Here is a 24,159-nt window from a genome sequence, read left to right on the forward strand (position 1 = left end):
TTTCCCCCTTGTCAACGGGATATTTCCCCCGTATCGCCTCATTCGCTACCTGGTAGACGGCTGGGCACTACAAGCGGTTGCCTTATGTTCATGTTTTGGTGAGTCAGATCACATCGCGAACTGACATGGGCTCACGCTATTCGGGAAACGTAAGAGGCCCGCCAGAAACGACGGAGCGGCCCCCGAGGATCGCTCCTCGGGGGCCGCTCCGTCGGGTCCGTGGGTCAGGCGGTCAAGTCGTCCCCGCCCGCCGTCGGTCGCTGCGCGAGCACGGTCGCCGGCTCGGGGTCGGGCTCGGGCTCGGGGTCCGCATCGGCTCCGGCCGCCACCCTCGAGTCCTGGCCGACATTGCGCGTCTCGGCCTTGATCGCCAGGTCAGCCACCGCGGTGTTGAACTGGTCGATGGACGTCGGCTCGTCCGGTCCCAGCAGGTACCGCTTGAGGTCGCCCCGGTCCTCGGCCAGCGAGTCCGCCGCCGGGTCGCGTACGGCGTCCAGCAGCTCGCCCAGCTCGGCCGCGCTGTTGGACAGGATCGTCGCGGCACGCACCGCCGTGTTCGCCCGCTTGAACTCCTCCACGCCCACCTCGGCGGAGTCCGTCACGGCGTACGGCTTGCCGCTGGCGATGAAGTCGGAGACCACACTGGAGATGTCGGAGACCATCGCGTCGGAGACGTTGAAGCAGTCGTACAAACGCGGCTCGGCGCCCGAGATGACACGGTGCTCGTGGCCGGGGAAGGAGCGCCAGTACGCGGTGTTCCACTCGGCGCGCAGCCGGGCGACCTCCTCGTGCCGGGCCAGGTCGACCAGCCCGTCACGGGTGGCCTCGGCCTCGTCGCCGGCATTGTTGCCCTTGCCCTTGCCGGACAGCTCGGCGAGACGGGTCTCGATGCGGGCCAGCTCGGCCTTGGCGGCGGCCTGCGCCGCGACGTCGGCCGTGAAGCGCGGGTCGGTGGCACGCTCGGTCGCGGCCTGCTCGACCAGGGCCACGATCCGGCGGTGCGCGACACCGGCCTCCTTGCTGACGGTGCCGGTGAAGGGGTGCGGCTTGTACAGCACGCGGACCGGCGGGTCGGCGTTGACCAGCTTGTTCACGATGTTCTCGCCGGCCAGCACGATCGAGGTGTTGCCGGGGTTGCCGTCCCAGCCCTCCCAGGTCGGGGCGTACAGCACCGTCGGGCAGCGGCCATCAGCGGCTCCGCCGGGGCCCTCGGGGACACCGCTGAAGCCCTGGATCGGCGCCAGCTGCGGGCGGCCGACCTCGACGATGTCGTCGTCACGGACGCCGACATCGGCGATGGCGTAGCGGTCGCGGCCCGCGCGGCCGGCCGTCCAGACCTCGTCGTAGACCTTGCTGTACGGGTTGACGCTGGCCAGCTTGTCGCTGTCGCCGTGGCCGATGAAGACGTGCTTCATGGTCGGGACACGCAGCAGGTGAATGTTCTTGCCGACGTTCGCGGCATACAGGGCGACGCGCACATTCGTCAGGTCCAGGTTCATCAGGTGCACACCGCCGGGCACGCAGATGACGGGGACCGTGGTGGGCGCCAGGTTGTTCAGGATGACCCGCTCGCGCAGGATGATCAGCGGCCTGGAGTCCAGCTGCTCCATGGTCTCCAGCCACATGTTGACCTGGTACGCGGAGTCCTTGGAGCCGGAGAAGTACAGCACCGTCTCGGGCCGGTACTCGGCCAGCCAGTCGTCGACGGCGGCCAGGACCTTCTCCGCGTTCGGCGGGATCTTCGCGCCGCGCACGTACGGCACCAGCGCCAGCACGTACAGCAGGCCCAGGCCCACCGTGATGCCGATGCCGATGAAGCCGGCCACGGCCGACTCCAGGGCGGCCGAGACGAGGATGCCGGCCACGGCCGCGAGGTCGAGGTGCAGCATCTTCTCGGCGGAGCGGTGCAGCAGCTTCCGGGGCGGGGCGTCCGGGATGCGGATGCGCGCGGCGAGGTCGATGTTGCGGGTGGCGACCGGCATACGGCGGCGGTTGCGGATCAGGGTGACCAGCGCGCCGTGCGGGGCCTGAAGGCCGTAGAAGGCGATGAAGCAGGCGATCGCACCGTAGTAGATCAGGTCGTCCGCGAAGCCGAGCCGGGCCAGCAGCAGGATCAGCAGCAGCTCCCTGATCAGGAAGCGGATCGACAGACCTGCCCGTACCTTGCTCAGGCGGTTGACCAGATAGCTGCCCCTGCGGTGCAGATAGTGGTCCGCCAGGTACGTCACGGCGGCCGCGGCCGCGAAGGCGGGGACGCTCGGGACGAGCGCGGCCAGCATGAGTGCCGGGAAGCCCAGCATCATGAGGGCCGCCGCGGCCAGCTCGGCCGCGCTGCCCACCCGGGCGACGCGAATAGCGGTGGATATCACGGAGAACCTGCTCAGGGAGAGGGGCCGGTCTGAAGGGAGAAGGACTCAGGCCCCTGTGAATTCTCCGTGAACGAAGAAACGCAGAGGCCTGAATTCCATAAGGCTATTGAATCTTGATTATGCCATGCCGTCCTGCCGGTCAAGCACACTGGCCAGCGCCTGCTCGAAGCCGGAGGCCTGTCCTGCGGGCGCGGTCGGGTCCTGCTGGCGGACGTCGATGACATGGCCGGTCAGCTCGGAGAGCAGCACGTCCAGGGAGGTCCGGGCCACTGCCTCGGAGGACAGCAGGGAGCCCGTGGGCTCCTGGCCGAAGGCCTTGGTGCGCATCGGCGTGGCGGTGCGCTCCGGGTTGATGCAGTTCACCCGAATGCCGTCGCCGGCCCACTCGTCCGACAGGGCCTGGGTGAGGTTCACCATGGCGGCCTTGGTCGAGGAGTACAGGCTGTACTCGGCGCGACCGCGGGTGTAGCTGCTGGAGGTGTACAGCAGCAGCTGTCCGTTGGTCTCGGAGAGGTACTTGTACGAGGACCGCGCGATCTGCACCGGGGCGAGGTAGTTGACCTTCAGCGCCTCCTCGATGGTGGCGTTGTCGGTCTCGGCGAGCTTGCCGATGCGCAGGACACCGGCGGTGTTGACGACGTAGTCGATGCGCCCGGTCTCGGCGTACGCCTTGGACAGCGCGTCGTCGACCTCCTCCGGGTTCTCCACGTGGGTGCCGGTGGTGGAACGGCCCAGCGCGTACACCTTGGAGCCGTAGGACTCGGCGAGCTCGGCGATGTCCTTGCCGATGCCGTACGAGCCGCCGAAGACCACGACGGTCTTGCCGGTCAGCAGCCGGCGGTAGGTCTCCTCGCTCACCTGCTCGGGAGTGGCCGTGGAGGCCAGCTGGAACAGCTTGTCGGCGATGAAGACGTCGACCGGCTGGGTGACCTTCATGTTGTACTCGTCGCCCGCGACGACGTGGATCGGCACGTCCGGCAGGTACTTGAGCACGACGGAGCAGTCGTCGGTGGCCTGGAAGTTGGGGTCACCGGCCGCGACCTCGTAGGCCCGCTTGATCGTGGACAGCTTGAAGGCCTGCGGCGTCTGGCCGCGGCGCAGCCGGGAGCGGTCCGGGATCTCGGTGATGAACTCGCCGTCCTCACCGTGCGTGCGCGTGACGATGATGGTGTCCGCGGACGGGATGGCGACATCGACGGCCTGGTAGCGCTCCAGCGCCACGACACAGTCGTCGATCACACGCCGTGACAGCAGGGGGCGTACGGCGTCGTGGAACAGGACGTTGAGGTCCTCGCCCTCGGCCAGGCCCTCGCCGAGGGCGTCGATGGCGCGCTCGGTCGTCTCGTTTCGCGTCGAGCCGCCCTCGATGATCTTCTTGACCTTCGTGAACCCGGCCTTGGCGACGATCTTCTCGATGTCCGGCACATAGCCGGGCGCCATCAGCACGATGACGTCGTCGATCGAGTCGGCCTTCTCGAAGGTGGTCAGCGTGTGCTCGATGACTGCCTTGCCGGCGATCTTCAGCAGCTGCTTGGGGATCGACAGACCCACCCGCTGACCGGTGCCACCGGCCAGGATCACTGCGGTGGTACGGGGCTTGGCTATGCGCTGGGACACAGGTGACCTACCTTGTGGCGACTGGGAACTTGGAAATGGTCCCACTTGTGGTTACCGCAGTGCAAGGTGAGCGTCCCCGGCTGCATATGTGCGCGCAACCTGTCATTCACCTTGTACGCATGGTCAATGGCGAGAGGCCCTCCGAAGGTTCCGGGTAATTGCTGTGAGTAACCGCACAGGTTCAGCGCAGTCGCAGCCGCTTGAGGCAACGGTGCCCGAGCACCCGCACGAGTTCCCCGGACGACGCCTGATGCACCGTGCGCGACTTGGCGGGTGCGGTGTGCCGCACGGGCGCGGCCGCCGCCGCGGCGAGGGCTCCGTACAGCGCCTGGGCAGCAGCCTCGGGAGCGATGAGCGGGTCCGCCTCCGTACGCGTTCCGGGCTTCGGCACGGCCGACAAAAGGCGCATGTCACCGAGGACCCGCACGCCCGTCACCCCGATGCGCTCCGCCATCTCGGCGCCGATCGCGGCGGCGGCCTCGACGGCCCACTGCGGGGTGCGGATCTTCACATCACCGAGACCGGGAGTGCACGTGTTCTTCATATGCATCACGGCGCCGTTTCGGACGAGCTGTGAATAGAGCTCCTCGGGCAGTTCATTGGCGCGGAATTCCTTATTAAGATTCCGCAGCATTTCGGTCTCGGCGAGGGTGAGTGAGCGATTCGCCGCGTCCGGAACGGGACGCAACAGACCTTTCGGCAGCCCGAGCAACGCCTCGAAAGTGCGCATCAGCCCCTCGCGGTGCCGGTCGTCCACCACGACGACGGTGACCCGTTCGGCGCCGGCCACCCGTACCCAGCGCTCGATGAGCCGGTCGTGCCGGTGCCGGCGCCAGAAGCTGGGATTGGGCTTCTCGTACGGGGGCCTGCTGAGCATGTGCTCCAGCCAGTCCTCGTAGCCCATGCGCAGACCGTTCTGCACGTACTGCTGCCACTGCGAGGGCATGATCCGCGCCAGCGGGCGCAGGGTGACCAGGACGTGCACACGGTCGCCGCCGAGCCGTCCGACGATCCGCCCGATCGCCGCGTCGTCGGGGGCGTCGGCGAAGAACTCGCTGCTGATCACCGAGGTGCGCCGGCCCGTGGCGTGCACCTGCTCCAGCAAGCGGTCCCAGTGCCGTTCGGTCGGCTTGGCGTCGCCCATCATCCCGGTGCGGGCGCACACGGCGAGGACCGCCTCCATGGGGTGCCGGGTGGCGGCCGGCCACTCGACGCCGTGCCGGGCCATCTCGTCCTTCGCCGCGAACAGGGCGCCCTGGATCGAGGTGGTGCCGGTCTTGTGCGGACCGATGTGCAGCAGCCGGGTGCCGGTGGGCAGCGGGGTGATCGCGGCGCCGTTCCCCCGGAGTTCATCTCTCGTACAGTCCGTCTCCATGGTCAGAGGACGGTAAGAGAGGTTCCTGAGACTGTGCTGAGAGTGACCTGGGACACGGATGAGTCCCAGGTCTCCCACCAGCCGTCACGGCGGCTACACGACCCCGACGCCCGGCCGGCCCGCCTCGACCCGCAGCCGCGCCAGCGTGCTCGGCGTCGCCGTCTGCTGCCGGACCGTGTCCACGATCCGCACCTGCGCGTCGATCCCGTCACGGCGGACGTCGAAGAGGTGGTAGCCGCGGTGGGCGTCGAGCAGCTTCCAGTGCGGGTTGTCGGGCACGCGCGGGTCCCACTCCTTGTGGAACGCCGCCTGGTCCTGGTCGCCGTTGCTGGAGATGGACGTACCGACGAACTCGGCTCCGACGACGGCGGAGTCCGGGTCGGCGTAGTCGTCCTTGAGGTCGCTGATCATCGTCAGATGGCGGTCGCCGGTGAACACCACCGGGTTGCGGACGTGCTTCAACTCCTCCATCAGCTCGTTGCGTTCGGCCTGGTAGCCGTCCCAGGCGTCGTAGAACCAGAGCTTGCCCGGGCCGACCTGGAGGTCGGTCTCGGCCATCATGATCTGCGAGCCGATCATGTTCCAGCGGGCCGGCGAGTGCCGCAGCCCGTTGATCAGCCACTTCTTCTGCTCGGCGCCCAGCATGGTGAGCGAGGGGTCCTGGGCCGCCTCCTGGCTGGTGACCTGGTCGCTGCGGTACTGGCGGGTGTCCAGCACGCTGAGCCGGGCCAGCCGGCCGAACTCCAGGCGGCGGTACATCTGGATGTGCGGCCCCGTGGGGATGGCGCTCGCCCGGACCGGCATGTGCTCGTAGTACGCCTGGTAGCCGGCGGTCAGCCGGGCCACGAAGGCCTCGTGCGTCTGCTTGTCCGGGTCCTGCGGGATCTCGCCGGCGAAGTCGTTGTCGATCTCGTGGTCGTCGAAGGTCACCACGAAGGGCGCGTTCGCGTGCATCGCCGCGAGGTCCGGGTCGGTGCGGTACTGGGCGTACCGGTTGCGGTACTGCACCAGGCTGTACGGCTCACCCGTGCCCTCGTGCCGGCGCACGCCCGTCGAGGACGGCGTCGACTCGTAGATGTAGTCGCCGACGAACAGGACGAAGTCGGGGTCCTGCTCCAGCATGTCGGCGTACGGCGTGAAGTAGCCGTGCTGCCAGTTCTGGCAGGACGCCAGCGCCATGCGCAGCCGGCCGCCGGAGCTGTGCGGGTGGGGCGCGGTGCGGGTGCGGCCGGTCGGCGAGAGCTGGCCGCCGGCGCGGAAGCGGTACCAGTACGTACGGCCCGGACGCAGCCGCCGTACATCGACGTGAACGCTGTGCCCCAGCTCGGGCCTGGCCTGGGCGACGCCCCGGCGCACCGGTTTGCGGAACCGCTCGTCCTCGGCGAGCTCCCACTCGACCGTGACGGCGGAGTCGGGCATCCCGCCACCGTTGAACGGGTCCGGCGCGAGCCGGGTCCACAGCACGATGCCGTCCGGCAGCGGGTCGCCGGAGGCGACGCCGAGGCTGAACACGCCGTCGGGCAGCGGGGTTTCGGCGGCCCGGGCGGCGCTCGGCAGCCACAACTGGGCGGAGGCCGCGGCGCCGAGCACGGCGGCTCCGGCGGTCAGAAAGCGGCGTCGGTCGGGGGACACGGACCCGTTCTCCTGGGTCATCGGCGAACTCCCTTGCCTCGCTGGCCTCTTGGACACTTCGGATGCTCATGCTTCAGGGCGGTCCGCCCGTTGAACGGCATACTTCGCGTGCATGACAAACAGGGAGACAACAGAAGACCCGTCGCAGGAGCATGGAAACGTGCTCTTACCGCGACGGGTCCGCCGATGGATCAGTGATTGAACCCGGAGCCGAGCTTCGCGTTCGCCGCGACCGTGCCGAGCGTCCCGGCCCCGAAGGTGGACGAGCCGGTGGGGGTGATCCCGGCCGAGGTGGACCTGAACACCCACACCGACCCGGCGTTCGCGTTCTCCCCCGGTGTGCCGACGACGAGTTCGGCACGGCCGTCACCGTTGCCGTCGACGAGGTGGGTGGCGGTGCCGAAGACGTCGTTGCTCTCCGCCGTGCCCGGCACACCGGCGGTGTTCTGGTTGACGCCATTGGCTCCGGTGCCGGTCAGGCCGCCCGTGCCGCCGCGAAGGACGACCGTTCCGCCGACGTTGCTCTGGCCGTCGAAGTCCTCGCCGGGTACGCCGGTCGCGACATCGGCGTACCCGTCGCCGTTGACGTCGGCGACCGAGATGTCGGTCCCGAATCCGTCGCCGCGCTCGGCGGCGCCCGGGACTTCGGCGCTGTCCTGGTTGACGTACCTCGCCTTCGTGCCGACGGGCCCGTTCGCGGAGCCGGGTATGAAGGCGACCCGGCCGCCCTTGGGGATCGGGGTGTCGAGATCGCTGTCGTAGCCGTCGACCGGACGGCCCACGACGATGTCCGCGTACCCGTCCCGGTTCACGTCACCGACGCCGACGGACTCACCGCCCTGCACCCGCAGCCCTCCGCCGTCGCGGACCACGATCCCCTCGGCGAGGCCGTCGGGGGTGCCCCGCCAGTAGGTCACACGGCGGGCGTCGTACTCGTCGCCGTCGTGCATGGTGCCGACGACGTCGTCGATGCCGTCACCGTTCACATCGCCGGTGGCCAGGTCCAGGAACCGGGGGTCCGACTCGTCCGGGACGATCTGCTCGCCGCCGCTCGCGGACCCGTCGCGCCCGAAGGGCCCCTTGACGACCCGCAGTTTGAACAGACTCTCCACGACCACGAGGTCCGCCGCCCCGTCACCGTTGACATCACCGACGGTGAGCTGCCCCCGGGCGCTGAGCCGGTCGTACGTGTTGTGTCCGTACGCCAGCGCGGCTCCGCCCGACAGGCCCTTCGCCCCGCCCCACACGACCTGCACGAGCCCGGTCTCGGCGCCCCCTTCCACGGAGTCCTCGCCGGTGACGCCGACGATCAGGTCCGTGTGGCCGTCCCGGTCGAGGTCGGCGCTGCCGACCGCGCTGCCGAACTGGTCGCCGGTCTCGGCGGAGTCGGTGACGCCGGTGGTGTTCTGGCTGATGACCTGCTTGGACGCGGTCCTGAGCCCGCTCGCCGACCCGTACAGCACGGCGACGTACCCGGCCTGCTTCTTCCCGTCGACGGTGGCGTCGGGCGCCGCGACGGCGAGATCGGGGTAGCCGTCGCCGTTGAAGTCGTCGTGCAGCCGCTTGGTGCTCGGGGCGGCGGCCGGGGCCTCGCCGGCCGCGTTGACCGCGGGGACCGTGAGGGCACCGGCCACGAGCGCGATTCCGGTGGCGAGGACGAGACGTCCGCGTCGGGAGCGGGGGCTGCGGTGATGGGGACGGGCGGCCGGGAGATCCACGTCGACTCCGGGAGTGTGGAGGGCAGTTGGAGCGCGGAGAGATCCAGGATCTTGCTCCGCGCTGCCCAGTACGACTCACCGAAGCGTCAGGGGGTTGCCCTGAGGTACGCCGTGAATTCGCCGGATGTTAACCGGGGCTCGCCCGGCCGCCGCCCTCCTAGAACGGCTCGAAGTCGTCGAACTCCTGCGTCGCCTCGTCCCGCTCGGCCTGCTTGTCCCGCCTGCGCTGGGTCGCCGGGCGAGGTGCCTCGAAGCGGTGGTCCTCGCCGCGCCGACCGAGCATCTCCGCACCGGCCGACATCGTCGGCTCCCAGTCGAAGACGACGGCGTTGTCCTCGGGCCCGATGGCGACGCCGTCGCCGGAGCGGGCGCCCGCCTTCATCAACTCCTCCTCGACACCGAGTCGGTTGAGCCGGTCGGCGAGATAGCCCACCGCCTCGTCGTTGTTGAAGTCGGTCTGCCGCACCCAGCGCTCGGGCTTCTCGCCCCGCACCCGGAACACCGGCTCCCCGTCGACGTCCTCGCGCGTCACGGTGAAGCCCGCGTCGTCGACGGCCTTGGGCCGGATCACGATCCGCGTCGCCTCTTCCTGCGGCTTCGCGGCCCGCGCCTTGGCCACCACGTCCGCCAGCGCGAACGACAGCTCCTTCAGCCCCATGTGCGCGACGGCGGACACCTCGAAGACCCGGTATCCCCGGGCCTCCAATTCCGGCCGCACCATCTCGGCGAGGTCCTTGCCGTCCGGTACGTCGATCTTGTTCAGGACGACCATCCGGGGCCGGTTGTCCAGCCCGCCGTACTCCCGCAGCTCCGCCTCGATGATGTCCAGGTCGGAGAGCGGGTCCCGGTCGGACTCCAGCGTCGCGGTGTCCAGGATGTGCACGAGCACGCTGCATCGCTCGACGTGCCGCAGGAACTCCAGGCCGAGGCCCTTGCCCTGGCTGGCGCCCGGGATGAGACCCGGCACGTCGGCGACGGTGTACACGGTCGAGCCGGCCGTCACCACACCGAGGTTCGGCACAAGGGTCGTGAAGGGATAGTCGGCGATCTTCGGCTTGGCGGCGCTCATCACGGAGATCAGCGAGGACTTGCCGGCGCTCGGGTACCCGACCAGCGCCACATCGGCGACCGTCTTCAGCTCCAGGACGATGTCCTGCAGGTCCCCCGGCTCGCCGAGCAGCGCGAAGCCCGGCGCCTTGCGCCGCGCCGACGCCAGCGCGGCGTTGCCGAGCCCGCCCCGGCCGCCCTGCGCGGCGACGTACGAGGTGCCGTGCCCGACCAGGTCGGCGAGCACATTGCCCGCCTTGTCCAGCACCACGGTGCCGTCGGGCACCGGCAGCACCAGGTCCTGGCCGTCCTTGCCCGACCGGTTGCCGCCCTCGCCGGGCTTGCCGTTGGTGGCCTTGCGGTGCGGGGAGTGGTGGTAGTCGAGCAGCGTGGTGATCGACTGGTCGACGGTGAGGATCACGTCCCCGCCGCGCCCGCCGTTGCCGCCGTCGGGCCCGCCGAGCGGCTTGAACTTCTCACGGTGAACGGAGGCACAGCCGTGGCCTCCGTTACCCGCGGCGACGTGCAGTTCGACGCGGTCCACGAAGGTGGTCATGGTGGGGTGCCTCCAGCACTGCGAAAACAAACGGATACATCTCTTGCGTAACACGCGAAAGGCGGACCCGCCTTCCCGACCGGGAAGTGAGGTCCGCCTCGCGAAACGTTCGGTCGAAGCCTTGAGTCAGAGGACTCAGGCGACCGGAACGATGTTCACGACCTTGCGGCCACGGCTGGTGCCGAACTCCACCGCACCGGCCTGCAGCGCGAACAGCGTGTCGTCGCCGCCACGGCCGACGCCCGCACCGGGGTGGAAGTGGGTGCCGCGCTGGCGGATCAGGATCTCACCCGCGCTGACGACCTGACCGCCGAAGCGCTTCACGCCGAGCCGCTGGGCATTCGAGTCGCGACCGTTCCGAGTGGACGATGCGCCCTTCTTGTGTGCCATGTCTCTTCAGTCCCTTACTTCGCAGCCGCGGGGATCTCAGTGACCTTGATCGCCGTGTACTGCTGGCGGTGGCCCTGACGACGGCGGTAGCCGGTCTTGTTCTTGTAGCGAAGGATGTCGATCTTCACACCCTTGTGGTGGTCCACGACCTCGGCCTGGACCTTGATACCGGCCAGCACCCACGGGTCGCTGGTCACAGCGTCGCCGTCGACAACGAGCAGGGTCGAGAGCTCGACCGTGTCGCCAACATTGGCAGTGGAAATCTTGTCAACCTCAACGATGTCACCGACAGCAACCTTGTGCTGGCGGCCACCGCTGCGCACGATGGCGTACACGCGGATCTCACTCTCTCGCTCGGGAACGGCACCCCCGCAGTCCAGCCGCCCGGCACGCGAACAGCCTCTCCAGGACACCCAGTGCTCCGGAGGACGAGGTTTACGGGGATGTGGCGTGCCTATATTCACGGACACGCCGACGGTCAAGGTTACGGGGCCGCAGCCAACAGGGTCAAACCGGGCCGGGCCCCAAGAGAGTGCGGCCGGTCACAGGGACCGGCCGCACCTCGTATCACTCGCGGTATGTCACCCGCGGTGCGTCACTCGTCGGTGGCGGCCGAGACCGTGGTCTTCTTCGCCGTCGCCTTGGCCGCGGCCGTCTTGGCGGTGGTCTTCGCCGCCTTCTTGGCCGTCGCCTTCTTGGCGGCCGTCTTCTTGGCCGCGGTCTTCTTGGTGGCGGCCTTCTTCGCCGTCGCCTTCTTGGCCGTCTTACGGGCCGTCTTCTTGGCCGGAGCCGCCTCCTCGACGACCTCCTGGCCGGCCGGGGCCTCCGTCACCGCGGACTCCGCCTCCGACGACGGGACGACCACGACGGCGCCCTCCTCGGAAGCGGCCGGCGCGGTGGCCTTGCGCACGGCACGGCGCCGCGGACGGGCCGGAGCGGCACTCTCGGCGACCGCCTCGGCCGGAGCCTGACCGGCCTGCTCGGCCGGAGCCTCGACCGCGGCCTCGGCCGGGGTCTCCCCGACCGTCACCACGGTGGCCTCGGCCCCCGCGGGCGACCCGGCGGGCGCGGACACCTTGCGGGTCGCACGACGCCGCGTACGCCCCTTGGGCGCGGCCTCCTCGGTGACCGGGGCCTCGACGACCGCGTCCTCCACGGCCATCGGCTCGGCCTTCGCCTCATCGGCCGACTCCGGCTGCACCGGACGCTCGATCTCCTCGGCGACGGTCACGTCCTGAGCGGTGGGAACCGCCTCGGCCTTCCTCGGCGCACCCGCCGGAGCCGACACCCGCCGGCCCCCGCGGCGCCGCGAGCGACCGCCGCGTACGGCGGCCTCGGCCTCGGCGACGCTGCCGTACAGCTCCTCGTCCGGCGCGAAGGCCGGCTCGGCCAGCGCGGCCGGCGCCGCGACCTCGGCGGCCACCTCGGCCTCGGTCTCCGCCTCCTCCTCGGCCGTCTCGACCGGCTCGGCGGCGACGGACGCCTCGTGCACATGCTCGGGCCCGGCACCGGCACGCGCGCGCTTCTTGCGCTTGCCGCCGCCACCGCCGCCGGCGGCCGTGGGCTGCTCCATGTGCACGATGACACCGCGCCCGTTGCAGTGGACGCAGGTCTCGGAGAAGGACTCCAGCAGGCCCTGGCCGACCCGCTTGCGGGTCATCTGGACGAGGCCCAGCGAGGTGACCTCGGCCACCTGGTGCTTCGTACGGTCGCGGCCCAGGCACTCCAGCAGACGCCGCAGCACAAGGTCCCGGTTGGACTCCAGCACCATGTCGATGAAGTCGATGACGATGATGCCGCCGAGGTCGCGCAGCCGCAGCTGACGCACGATCTCCTCGGCCGCCTCCAGGTTGTTCCTGGTGACGGTCTCCTCGAGGTTGCCACCCTGACCGGTGAACTTGCCGGTGTTGACGTCGACGACGACCATCGCCTCGGTCCGGTCGATCACCAGCGAACCGCCGCTGGGCAGCCAGACCTTGCGGTCCAGCGCCTTGGACAGCTGCTCGTCGATCCGGTACGTGGCGAAGACGTCGACCTCGGAGGTCCACTTCGACAGGCGGTCGGCCAGGTCGGGCGCGACGTGCGAGACGTATCCGTGGATGGTCTCCCACGCCTCGTCGCCGCTGACGACGACCTTGGTGAAGTCCTCGTTGAAGATGTCGCGGACGACGCGGACGGTCATGTCCGGCTCGCCGTACAGCAGCGTCGGGGCGTTGCCGTTCTTGGCCTTCTTCTGGATGTCCTCCCACTGCGCCTGCAGTCGCTCGACATCGCGGCGCAGCTCGTCCTCGCTCGCGCCCTCGGCGGCGGTGCGCACGATGACGCCCGCGTCCTCGGGGACGATCTTCTTGAGGATGGTCTTCAGACGCGCGCGCTCGGTGTCGGGCAGCTTGCGGCTGATGCCGGTCATCGAGCCCTCGGGGACGTACACGAGGTAACGGCCCGGCAGGGAGACCTGGCTGGTCAGACGCGCGCCCTTGTGCCCGATCGGGTCCTTCGTCACCTGGACGAGCACCGACTGACCGGACTTCAGGGCGGACTCGATGCGCCGCGGGCCGTTGGCCATGCCGAGCGCCTCGAAGTTGACCTCACCGGCGTAGAGCACGGCGTTGCGGCCCTTGCCGATGTCGATGAAGGCGGCCTCCATCGACGGCAGCACGTTCTGGACCTTGCCCAGGTAGACGTTGCCGACGTACGAGGTCGACTGCTCCTTGTTGACGTAGTGCTCGACGAGCACGTTGTCCTCGAGGACGCCGATCTGCGTGCGGTCGCCGTGCTGGCGGACGACCATCACGCGCTCGACGGCCTCGCGGCGGGCCAGGAACTCGGCCTCGGTGATGATCGGCACCCGGCGGCGGCCCTGCTCACGGCCTTCCCGGCGGCGCTGCTTCTTGGCCTCCAGGCGCGTGGAGCCCTTGATGGACTGCACCTCGTCGGACGGTTCGGCCTTCGGGCGGGGCTCACGGACCTTGACGACGGTGCGCTCGGGGTCACCGTCGTCGGGCTCGGTGTCCGCGGAGGTGTCACCGGCACGACGACGACGGCGCCGGCGGCGACGGCTGCTGGAGCTGGACCCGCCGTCCTCGCCACGGGAGTCCTCGGCGTCCTCTTCCTCCTGCTCGGCGGTGTCCTCGGCGTCCTGCTCGGCCTGCGCGGCGGCGTACTCCTCGGACTCCTCGCCATCGGCCTCCGCCTCGGCGGCCTCGCCACGACGGCGACGCCGGCCACCGCGACGGCGACGGCGACGCGAGCCGGTCTCCTCGGACTCGTCGCCCTCGGCGGACTCCTCGGCGTCCTCGGACTCGTCCTCGGCGGCGGCCTCGGTGGCCTGGGTCTCGGCCTCCTCGGCGTATCCGCCGCCACGCCGCCGGCGACGACGTCGCGACGCGCCGGCCGGCTCCTCCGGGAACTCCTCGACGTCCTCGGTCTCCGCCTCGGCGGCGGCCTCAGCGGCGGCGCGCTCGGGCGTCTGGAACTTCGGCTCGGTGAACACGGGCGCCTGGAACACGGCCACGGCGGGCCGCGTCCGGCGCGGGGCCTCGTCGGACGCCTCGTCGGAGGTGTCCTCGGACGCCTTGGCGGCGGCGGTCCGAGCGGGCTCGGCGAATCCGGTCGCGGCTCCTCGGACGACCCGGCGACGGCGGCGGGGAGCGGCTTCCTCGGCGGCCTCGGCCGCGGGGGTCCCGGTCTCGGCAGCCGGGGTCACGGGGGTCTCCGCCGTCACCGGCGTCTCGACAGCCTCGTCGGCAGCGACAGGCTCGGACCCGCGGCGCGTGGCACGGCGCCGGGCCCGACGCGGGGCGGCCTCGGCGGCATCGCCGGATTCGACGGGTGCTTCGGCCTCGGCGGGCGCCTCCTCGGCGGAGACATCGGCGCTCTCCTCGGCGGCGGGGGGCGTGGCAACCCGACGCGTGGCACGCCGGCGCGTACGACGCGGGGCGGCCTCCTCGGCGGCCGCAGGCGTTTCGGCGGCAGCAGAGCTCTCGTCGTCGGCACCGGCGTCCACGGAGACCGCGGTCTCCGCCGCCTCCGGAGCACCGGCGGGCGCAGACGACCGGCGCACCGCGCGCCGACGCGAACGAGGCGGCGCGGCCTCGGCGGCCACCTCGGTGCTCTCTGCGGTCTCTACGGCGGTCACGTCCGGGCTCGCCACCTCGGCGAGGGGCGCGGCGGCCGTCACGGGCACCACGGTCTCGGCGGCTTCGGCAGCGGCGGGCGACCCGGTGGGCGCGGACGCGCGGCGCACCGCACGCCGGCGCGGACGGCCGGCGGGTGCGGCCTCCACCGTCTCAGCGGTCTCTTCGGCGTCGGCGGCCTCAGGAGTCATGCCGGCCTCGACGGCCTCGATGTTCTCCTCAGCCTTCTCTGCCTCTTCGATCACCGCAGCGACATCGGCCGCCTCGGCAGCCGGTATGGCCGGCTCCACGACCTCTGCGGGCTGCGCCTCGGCGGCAGCCACGGGCGGTCCCGCCGGGCGGGACGCGGCGCGACGCCGCCGGCGCGGCGGCAGGGTGTCGCTGGGAGTGTTCAGTTCGGAACCCTCGGTGGGTTCGGTCGGTTCGAGCATGCGGGCGTTTCTCCCGTCAGGCTCCCGGGCGCCGCGCCTGGTCCGGCGGCATGCCGGTGACGTCCGCGGCTCGCGCGGTGCGCGACTGCCGCCGTCCGGGGCGCGGGCGCCGCACGGGAGCTCTCTGTGTCCTGTCTCACCGGTTCCGTACGCCTCATGCGCACGGCCTGGCGAAAGTCTTCTGGTCGGTGCGCTGCCCGACCCAGGTGGCTCCCGAGTACGAGGGCGGCGCTTCGACGTACGTCCCTACGCGGGACCTTCCTTACGCCGACGCCTTCGCGGCGGCAGCGGGCTCGGCCTCGGTTGGGGCCGTCGCTGCCTCGCGGTCGGGCGCGAGCGGGTCGGTCACCGTGCCGGTCTCTTCATCGAACAGCCCCTGCGCCAGCCTGGTCACCGCTGCGGGGACCGGCGGCGCCAGGTCGGCCACGGCGCGGAGACCGGACAGGACGTCGTCGGGTCGAACGGCAGGCGTCACGTGCCGAACAACCAGCCGCAGTATCGCACAGGGCTGGACGGTCGGCCTATCAGCCTGGGAACTGTGCGTTTCCGTTCCGTTGGCGCTTTCCAGGTTTTCCAGGTGGACGACCGCGGGGCGGGCGTCGAAGGTGCGCACGCCGTTCTTGGTCATGCGCTGTACCTCGACGGACTCGGCGGCGTCGAAGGCGGCGACCGCTCGCGCGGCGTCGGCCTGCTCCACGCCGTCGAGCCGCAGCTCCCAGACCGATGCCGTGAGCCGGTCGGCGAGCCCGGAGGTCCGGGCCTCGACCGCCTCGATGACGTCGAGCCCGGCGGGCAGCGATTCGTCGAGGAGCGCTCTCAGTTGCTCCGGGTCACGCGTCTTGGTAAGCGCGATCTCCAGATACTCCGCCTCACTGCCCGTGCCGGTGGGTGCGGCATTGGCGTACGACACCTTCGGATGCGGCGTGAACCCCGCCGAGTACGCCATCGGCACCTCGGCACGGCGCAGCGCGCGCTCGAAGGCGCGCTGGAAGTCACGGTGGCTGGTGAACCGGAGGCGGCCGCGCTTGGTGTAGCGCAGTCGGATGCGCTGCACCGCCGGTGCGGGCGGCGGGCCTTCGGGCTGTCGCTTGCCCAGTGTCGTTCAGTCCTTCGTGAGAGCGGTCGTACTGCTACCAAGAGTACGTGTCTCACGGCCCCGAGGTTCCCGCCCGGCCACCGCTTCCCGCTCTCGGGGTTCCCCGAACAGCATCCGCCGGAAGTCGGCGCGCGCCTGCCGTACCGACTCACGGGCGGCGGTGAGGGCCTGCCGGGTGGCCCGGCCCACGCTGCGTGCGGCCTCGGCGGCGGGCCGCAGCACGGCGTCCCGGACGAAGTGCCCGACGGGCGTGAGTACGGTCCGGTACACCCATCGCACGGGCTCCACGAAGATCCACCGGAAGAGGCCGGCGAGGAACCGCCCGACGGCGAGCGAGATCCGCCCGGCGACCCGCCACGCATGTCCGAGCGCGTCCCAGATCTCCCTGCCGACCACGGCGAGTGCGCGACCGACGGGGGCGAGGACCCAGCGGTACAGCCCCTGCGCGGGCAGTACGAGCAGCACCCGCGCGATCCAGTACAGGGCGATCCCGATTCCGGTGGCGACGGTGCTCACGAGCCACGCGAGGGCCCGCCCCACGGGCGCGAGGATCCACTCGTACACCCACAGTGCGGGGACGACCAGGAGATACCGCAGCAGCCAGGCCACCGCCCCGAAGATGCCGAGCCCGATCGCGGCGAGTCCTGCGCCGAGCCCCTTCAGGACCCACATCACCGCATGCCCGATGGGCGTGAGCACGCGCGCGTACAGCCAGCCCAGCCCGGCCCCGATCCCCCGCGCCACCCACGCGCACGCGTGCCCGACGGGAGTCAGCACATACCGGTACAGCCACACCGCGGGCACGACCAGGAGGACGTTCCCCAGCCAGCCCACCCCTTTGGCGACCGGCACGACGAGGTACCGCCACAGCGCCACGAACGGCCACACGAACACCGCCCGCCCGAGCCACAGCAGGGCCCGCCCCACCGGCCGCAGCACCGTGTCGTTCAGAAAGCGCCCGGCGACGACGAGCGCGTCCCACACCATCCGCACCGGCACGACGAGCACGAACACGACGATCCGCACGGGCACCCGGATCGCGACGACAAGGCACCCTTCCGGCGCTGGTTGCTGCTGGGGCCGAGCCGGTGGCTTCTCAAGGTCCATATACGGGTAGACGCCACAGCCACCCGTACGGATCCCGCCACTCCCGACAAGCGTGGAAGGACCCGTCGGAGGCATCGGAACCGCCGGAACAACACCCGGCCCGAGGCGGGGCGTTCGCGTTTGCGGGATGCGCGGGGCGGGTGAACAGTGGATTCATAGGCCCGGGTCGGAAAACAGGTGATGCCGTACATCGCACAGTGCATCTGGAACCAACATGGCCAGAACCACCAGGCGATACGCCTTGCACAGGGTCCACGCATCTCTCCTTGCCGCGGCACTCGCGTTGCCGGCCGGTGTGACGAGTGCGGTGGCAGCGCAACAGACACCCGGCGGAAGCGGGCCCCATGCCCCCGCTCAGACGACCCCGCCGGACCCGCCCCCGCCCCCGCCTCCATCGACGCCCCCGCCCACCCCGACCGGCCCGACAACGACAGAGCCCCCGCCCGAGCCGCCTCCCCCACCGCCTCCTCCATCGACCGAGTCCACGCCGCCCGAAACGACACCTACGACCGAACCCGACGCTCCTCCGACTGATCCGCCGTCAGATCCCCCCGGCGAAGGGGAAGCCGAAGGGGAGAGGACGACCGACCCCCCGGCGGGGCAGACGCAGGCGCTCGCAGAGACGACGACAGCGCTCAAGGAGAAACGAGGGGAAGTACCGAAGGAGCTCAGGTCGTCCGTCGATACATTGACCGCCACACTCCGGGCAGTTGAGGACCCGGCCACGTCACCCCAGGACAGAGGGGCGGTCATCGACAGTGCTAAAGCGCTGGCCGCGGCACTGGAGGTCATCAGCGACGACAACACACCCGGCAAGCTGCAAGACCGGCTGACCGCGCTGGTGAAGCAGACGACCGCCACCCTGGACGCGGGCCAGGAGCCCGGCGTAGGGCCCGAGGACCGGTCGAGGCTTTTCGTGGTCGTGAAGCGCACGACAGCCGCCCTGGACACGATCGCCGATCCCAAGGCGCCCGAGAAGCAGGGGAAGCAACTGGCGGCGATCGTCAAGGACGTGAACTACGCCTTGGAGCAGAGCAATGGCGCGGGAGAGATGGGCGGCACAGCGATTTTTGTGAGCTCGTCGTTGAGCTTTCTCATCACCTTGAACGCGTCTTCGGAACAGGGGGGCGTATCCCAGGGGCAGTCGAGCGCATCCCAGGAGGCATCTCAGGGGGTGCGGGGAAAGTACGACGAGCAGCAGCAACAACTCGCGGATGCATCAGAACAGGTCAGTCGATCCATGAGGCGGGCCAGCGACCCCAAGGCCTCGTCGGAGGACCGGGCCGACGCCCAGCGAGAGGTGAGCGAGCGGACCACCCACATGAAGGACGAGCAGAAGGAGTCCGCCTCCGATCAGGATCCGCCGGACGCTGCTCTCGGAAAGGCCGCCGAAGTGTGCACCAACGCCATCTTCGGCGTCGTCTCGGACCGGAAGATCTCGAATGGGCTGAAAGGTCTCACCCCCTCCAGCTGGGACAGCACAGGGGTCAAGGACTTCTGGAAGGCCAAGGAAGAGGCCAACGACATGCTCGACGTCCGCGCCCAGTTGCAGAACGACGAGCACGCTCATGGCCCCTTCGCACTCGCGCGTCTCATCGAGAGGCTCGCCGACGTGGTACCGGGGAACGAACTGACCGGGACCGTCGGAAACGCGGCTCTTCATTGCACGCAGACAGCCTTTTACCTGGAGGAGGACGGGATCACGGTGGGGACCTGGCTCACGAGCGCCGGAGGGTAGGACGGCGACGCCGTCGTCACAGACCGGCGGACCTCAGGAGCTCCGCGACGGGCACCTCCGCATCGGTCCGAATAGTCGCGGCCCCGTACCGGTCCAACTCCCTCTTTTCTTCCCTGAGGGCGCCCTTCGCCTCTCTGAAGCGAAGTGACGAAATGGAGGAGATGAACCAGAGTCCGGGCGACCAGACCGCGGTCACAAAGCGCGGTCTGCGCGTCACGTTGATGAGGTTGTTGTTGTGCCGGACACGGCCACTGTAAATAAGCTGCTGCCCGCACCCCAGCCATTCACAGTAGTACTGACCTTCTGTCTTCTGCCACGTATAGTGAGCAGTGCTGAACTCGTCCACATTCAGCTTCCCCCGATCCTTCCTCATATACGCGACCTGCACATTGACGGTGATGGTGTCGTAAGGCGCATCCGTGGGAATCTGAAACACACGCTCAAGGGAATACTCCTGCCCCACCTCGAGCCATTTGCCCGGACCATTGAAATGACCGCTGCTGATGACGGTCTTCCTGAGATCACCGACGTAGAGCTCAGCTTCCCCCACTGGACTCCTGAGCCCTCCCGCGCTGTCCCGCCACTCCGTCAACAAATCATCGTTCCCAGGAAACCTGGAGTAAGTAGCAGTTCTTCCACGGACCGTATAAACATCATTGACAATGTAGACGGGAATTCCGCCGGTGTTCTTCAGATAGAGCGAGAGCGGGACATGGACGAAGGACACCGAACGATCCGCCCGCGATGCCCCGAACTTCGCCTTCAAGCTGAAATGCACAGGTGCCGCTGCGGGTTGGTACATGGTCGAATACGCCAGACTGACACCGGTGAGGAGTGCGGTGGCAACCACTCCGGCCGCGAACCTCTTGGGCCAGGGCACTCCTTTCCAGCATTTTTCCCGCACAAGCAGGACAAGCGCCCAGAGGGACCAGCACCAGAGCGGCAGGAACACCAGCAGATAGGGCGTGTATTCCTTCTCCTCCAGCCACATGAAGAGAAGAAGGCTGTCCGTGGTCAGCGCGATGAGCACGCCAAGCAGAACGACCGCTCCGGAGATCCTGAACTGCCGTCTCCCCCAGTGGTCGAGCGCCATCACCGCGGCCACGCCTTGCACCAGGCCCGACAGTACGAACAGAACCCCGGTGATCCGTTGCGCGAAGGTGAGCGCCCCGACGGCGTCCGGCCATCCCACAGCAGCGCTGAGCGCCATGGAAGCCAGCAGTCCGGCCACCATCAGAACGAGAACCGCACGCCGTCCCCACTGCCGATCGGGCCACGCACTGCTGTCACCCCCACGCCAGCATATGAATGCGGTGTCCTCCAGATCCACATCGTCCGGCAATCCAATACGCCGAAGAATTCTCCGCAACTCACCCACCGACCAGGCACTGCCCACCGTCTCACTGCCCACGGTCACCCGCCGAAGACCACGACTGTCCGGTGCCTCGACGACAACCCACGGGCGCATACTCATGACACCAGGCTCAAACGCACCTCACCTGGGCGCACGTGGGGCTACCCCGTTCGGCAGCCCGGAGCCCCCCGGCGTCCGCGATCCGCTCGACGGGTGGGCGAGCCCACAGCCCCGTAGGGTGGAATGACCGGATCGCCCCGAACGGCAAGGCGCTCGGCGCCATGGAGTGATCATGAGCTTTGCCTACTCATCGATCCACACCCGGCAAGAGGCCGGTGTCCTGTTCGCCACTCTCGACGCCGGACCGCTCAATCTCATCGGAGTCGATCTCGTCCGTGACCTGGTCTCGCTCGTCGACACGCTGTACCGCGACCCCGGTGACGTGCGGGTCGTCGTCATCGAGAGCGCCTCGGCCGAGTTCTTCTCGGCACACGTGGACCTCACGGCGATCCCGGAGTACACCGCGCAAGCCGCGAAGGCCGGGGGTCCCGGGGACGCCTCGCTCGGCATGTTCCTGTACAAGCTGGCGCACGTCCCGGTGATCACCATCGCCAAGGTGCGCGGCCGGGCCCGCGGCGGCGGCAATGAACTCGCCCTGGCCTGCGACATGATCTTCGCGGCCCGTGAGAACGCGATCTTCGCGCAGTTCGAGTCCGGCACCGGCGCCCTGCCCGGCGCCGGCGGACTGCAGCATCTGGCCCGGCGGCTGGGCAGAACACGCGCCATCGAAGCCATCACCAGCGCCGACGACTTCGACGCCGACCTCGCCGAACGCTACGGCTGGATCAACCGCGCGCTGCCCGACGCCGAACTGGACGCCTTCGTAGAGCGTCTGGCCCAACGCATCGCCGGCTTCCCACCCGCGGGGGTCAAGACCGCCAAGCGCGCCGTCAACGACATCACACTGCCTGCCCCGGCGAACGTCCGCTCCGACGCGGTCACGTTCGTCGGCCTGGTCGCGCTGCCCGAAACCCGTGAACGCCTGGACCATCTGGCCGGCCGAGGACTCCAGACACCCGGCGAAGTCGAACGTGACCTAGGCAAGGCGGTGACGGAGTTCGGCGACTGAGGTCGCAGGCCCGGCCCACCCCGAACAGGCTCAAGCACGGGCTTCCATCAGCCTCTTCAGCCCGCCATCCGATTCACGTCCGTCACCCTGCATGTCACCTTCTGCGTGACCTGGTCCATGCCCCCTGCCGAAGTCCTCACCGTCTGCCCCGGTGCGACCGTCAGGGACAGCCCCGCGCCCTCCGACACCCGCGTCCCCTTCGGGTCGACGAACTCGACGCTGATGCCGTACGTCGAGGCCTTCGAACTGTGGTTGTGGATCTCCAAGCCTGCCGACGGCAGCCGTGTCGATGAGTCGACCGAGCAGGACGTGATCTTCACGTCGGCGGATGGCGGATGGCTGGGGTCGTCGCTCTCCCCCACCGCGACCACCACCACGATCACGACGATGACGACCACGGCCGCCAGAGCGCCGAGGCACCCCCAAAGGCACGCCCGCCCCCGGCGCTTCTGCGGCGGCGGGCCGGCAGGAGGCCGTACCCATCCGCCCGAAGGCTGATGCCCTTGAGGCGGGCTCCCCCACTGTGGACCGCTCGTCGGCGGCTGACTCGACGCCACAACGCCCTCCTTCTAGGTGGAGCGGGGCTGGGTGGTCGGGATCCGCGACGTGAAGAACAGCGCCAGCGCGCAGGCGAACGCGAGGATCGCGACCGCGGCACGCAAGCCGTCCAGCCGGGCGTCGGAGTTCGCCTCCAGCGCCGCCTGAGCCACGTCCTCGTTCACGCCCGCCTCGTCAAGAGCGGTCTCGAGCTGAGCGTCCGACAGGAACGTCACACCGTTCTGGAGTTCGACGGCCGCCCGATTCTTGACCTCGGCCGGGATCGCCGGATTCTCTTCGAGACTGGTGAGGAAGGAAGACGCGAGTACACCGATCAGGATCGATCCGGCGAGTGCCGTACCGATCGAGGAACCCAGGTTGGTGACCGCGTTCTGGATGCCGCCGACCTCCGCGCTCTGCTCGTCCGGCACCGCCGAGACGGTGACAGAGCCGAGCTGGGATGCGAGCGCACCTGTGCCCAGCCCGATCAGCAGGAAGGGTACGGTCACGATCTCCGCCCCTGCTCCCTCGTCCAGTGCGGCCATCAGGACCACCGCGCCTGCGAGCAACGCGAGGATTCCGAGCCGCACCACCCGCCTCGGCGAGACGTCCGGGAAGAAACGGGGAATCAGGGTCGCAGCCGCGAGCAGGGTCAGGGAGAGCGGCAGCAGGCGGGCACCGGTCTCGAGCGCGGACATGCCCAGAGCGATCGACAGATAGAGCGGTACGACGAAGAACACGCCCATCAGGACGAAGTACTGGAAGAAGAACATGGTCAGTCCGCCGGTGAGCTGCTTGGTGTGCAGCAGGTCCGGGTCGATGAGCGGATCCCTGTGCCGCTCCACGAGGCGGGCCTCCCAGTGGAGGAAGAGCCAGATCAGCAGCATTCCCGCCAGCATCAGCCACACCACCAGCGAGACTCCGAGCCACGACGGCGCGTCCGGCTTCGGCCGGAACCAGCCCCACTCGTCCGAGCGGAGCACGCCGTAGACGAAGATCCCGAGCCCCAGGGCGCACAACGCGGAGCCGACGAGGTCGATGTGCGAGCGCTCGCGGCCCACGACGTCAGAGATGTGGCGGGCGACCGCCAGAATCGCGAGTACGACGACCACCTCGCCGGCGAACACCCAGCGCCAGGACAGGTACGTCGTGGCGAAGCCACCGATGAGAGGCCCGAGTGCGATCGCCACGGCACCCGCGGCCGCGACGAGTCCGTAGGCGGCAGGACGTCGTTCGGCGGCGAAGTTCCCGGCGACCAACGCCACGATCGCGGGCAGAATGAGCGCCGCCCCGATGCCCTCCAGGAACGACCAGCCGAGCAGCAGCACGGGCAGGTTCGGCGCGAGTGCGGTGGTGAGGGAACCGCATCCGTAGATGCAGCAGCCGATCATGAACGCGCGCCTGCGGCCGATCAGTGCGCCGACCTTGCCACCCGGGATCATGAACATCGCCATCACGAGGGTGTAGGCCGTGATGGCGCCCTGGATCCCGGTCACCGTCGTGCCCACATCGTCGGCCACCGCCGCGATGGAGACGTTCATGACGGAGCTGTCGAGCGCCATCAGGAACTGCCCCGCCGCGAGCGTCCACAGGACGATCCGCGCCCTCGCCGAACCCTCGGCCTCAGTGACCGCACTGGGCGTCATAGGCGAAGCATTGCCACCGCCCGGGGCGTCGTCCTTGACGCGCCGCGGAGTTCAGCCGCTTGGCGCACATGAAGGAGGCACCGGCCCTCAGTCACCCGAGAGCGGGCACGCTCGGAACCAAACAGGTCGTGACGCTGCTAGGGCGCGTATCGAGTCGTGATCATCGGATCGTCCTGGTGAGGTCTTTGATCCAGATCATCGAGGCGTGCAGGTGGAGACTGGCGAGGTAGCTGTCGGGAGTCTTGTCGTATCGGGTGTCTCACCGTCCCAGTTCCGGCCTC

At 69.5% G+C, this 24,159-nt stretch carries 16 protein-coding genes; 2 read left to right on the plus strand and 14 right to left on the minus strand.

Annotated elements, in window-relative coordinates; genetic code table 11:
• Positions 1-224: 224 nt before the first annotated feature.
• The 11 genes from ACFQ6S_RS19155 to ACFQ6S_RS19205 form a co-directional block, all read right to left on the minus strand.
• Positions 225-2,369 carry a hypothetical protein gene (locus ACFQ6S_RS19155; protein WP_383410669.1) on the minus strand — a complete coding sequence of 715 codons (2,145 nt, stop codon included), beginning with the start codon at positions 2,367-2,369 and terminating at the stop codon, positions 225-227.
• Positions 2,370-2,486: 117 nt separating this feature from the next.
• Positions 2,487-3,986: a D-ribitol-5-phosphate cytidylyltransferase gene (locus ACFQ6S_RS19160; RefSeq protein ID WP_383410672.1), complete on the minus strand. Its 1,500-nt coding sequence runs from the start codon at positions 3,984-3,986 to the stop codon at positions 2,487-2,489.
• 181 nt (positions 3,987-4,167) lie between these two features.
• Positions 4,168-5,361: a hypothetical protein gene (locus tag ACFQ6S_RS19165; protein ID WP_383410675.1), complete on the minus strand. Its 1,194-nt coding sequence runs from the start codon at positions 5,359-5,361 to the stop codon at positions 4,168-4,170.
• 93 nt (positions 5,362-5,454) lie between these two features.
• Positions 5,455-7,014, minus strand: coding sequence for an alkaline phosphatase D family protein (locus ACFQ6S_RS19170; protein WP_383410678.1), 1,560 nt, complete (start codon positions 7,012-7,014; stop codon positions 5,455-5,457).
• Positions 7,015-7,184: 170 nt separating this feature from the next.
• Positions 7,185-8,711 (minus strand): FG-GAP-like repeat-containing protein, encoded by a 1,527-nt coding sequence (locus ACFQ6S_RS19175; protein ID WP_383410681.1) that lies wholly within the window; start codon positions 8,709-8,711, stop codon positions 7,185-7,187.
• A gap of 157 nt (positions 8,712-8,868) precedes the next feature.
• Entirely contained in the window at positions 8,869-10,314 is a 1,446-nt protein-coding gene (obgE, locus tag ACFQ6S_RS19180; protein ID WP_383410684.1) for a GTPase ObgE, read from the minus strand.
• 135 nt (positions 10,315-10,449) lie between these two features.
• Entirely contained in the window at positions 10,450-10,704 is a 255-nt protein-coding gene (gene rpmA, locus ACFQ6S_RS19185; protein WP_383410687.1) for a 50S ribosomal protein L27, read from the minus strand.
• 14 nt (positions 10,705-10,718) lie between these two features.
• Positions 10,719-11,039: a 50S ribosomal protein L21 gene (gene rplU, locus ACFQ6S_RS19190; protein ID WP_200303235.1), complete on the minus strand. Its 321-nt coding sequence runs from the start codon at positions 11,037-11,039 to the stop codon at positions 10,719-10,721.
• A gap of 260 nt (positions 11,040-11,299) precedes the next feature.
• Positions 11,300-15,271 (minus strand): Rne/Rng family ribonuclease, encoded by a 3,972-nt coding sequence (locus ACFQ6S_RS19195; RefSeq protein WP_383410691.1) that lies wholly within the window; start codon positions 15,269-15,271, stop codon positions 11,300-11,302.
• 262 nt (positions 15,272-15,533) lie between these two features.
• Complete coding sequence (locus tag ACFQ6S_RS19200; RefSeq protein ID WP_383410694.1) at positions 15,534-16,325, minus strand: TIGR03936 family radical SAM-associated protein; 792 nt, start codon at positions 16,323-16,325, stop codon at positions 15,534-15,536.
• Between the two features lie 48 nt (positions 16,326-16,373).
• The gene (locus ACFQ6S_RS19205; protein ID WP_383410696.1) at positions 16,374-17,474 is read right to left on the minus strand and encodes a hypothetical protein; all 1,101 of its coding nucleotides are present in this window, start codon (positions 17,472-17,474) and stop codon (positions 16,374-16,376) included.
• Between the two features lie 688 nt (positions 17,475-18,162).
• Between ACFQ6S_RS19205 and ACFQ6S_RS19210 the strand changes: the two genes are divergently transcribed.
• Complete coding sequence (locus ACFQ6S_RS19210) at positions 18,163-19,212, plus strand: hypothetical protein (RefSeq protein WP_383410699.1); 1,050 nt, start codon at positions 18,163-18,165, stop codon at positions 19,210-19,212.
• A 16-nt stretch (positions 19,213-19,228) separates the two neighbouring features.
• Here the strand turns inward: ACFQ6S_RS19210 and ACFQ6S_RS19215 are convergent, their stop codons facing one another.
• A complete protein-coding gene (locus ACFQ6S_RS19215; protein WP_383410702.1) occupies positions 19,229-20,686 on the minus strand; it encodes a Yip1 family protein in 1,458 nt (485 codons plus the stop codon).
• Positions 20,687-20,858: 172 nt separating this feature from the next.
• Between ACFQ6S_RS19215 and ACFQ6S_RS19220 the strand changes: the two genes are divergently transcribed.
• Positions 20,859-21,695, plus strand: a complete 837-nt coding sequence (locus ACFQ6S_RS19220; RefSeq protein ID WP_383410705.1) for an enoyl-CoA hydratase/isomerase family protein — start codon at positions 20,859-20,861, stop codon at positions 21,693-21,695.
• Between the two features lie 56 nt (positions 21,696-21,751).
• On the opposite strand, the gene ACFQ6S_RS19225 is transcribed toward ACFQ6S_RS19220, so the two are convergent.
• A complete protein-coding gene (locus tag ACFQ6S_RS19225) occupies positions 21,752-22,093 on the minus strand; it encodes a hypothetical protein (RefSeq protein WP_383410708.1) in 342 nt (113 codons plus the stop codon).
• Between the two features lie 171 nt (positions 22,094-22,264).
• A complete protein-coding gene (locus ACFQ6S_RS19230) occupies positions 22,265-23,878 on the minus strand; it encodes an MFS transporter (RefSeq protein WP_383410711.1) in 1,614 nt (537 codons plus the stop codon).
• Between the last annotated feature and the right edge of the window lie 281 nt (positions 23,879-24,159).

It is taken from the genome of Streptomyces sp. NPDC056479, assembly GCF_042795335.1.
In the GTDB taxonomy this organism is placed as follows: domain Bacteria; phylum Actinomycetota; class Actinomycetes; order Streptomycetales; family Streptomycetaceae; genus Streptomyces.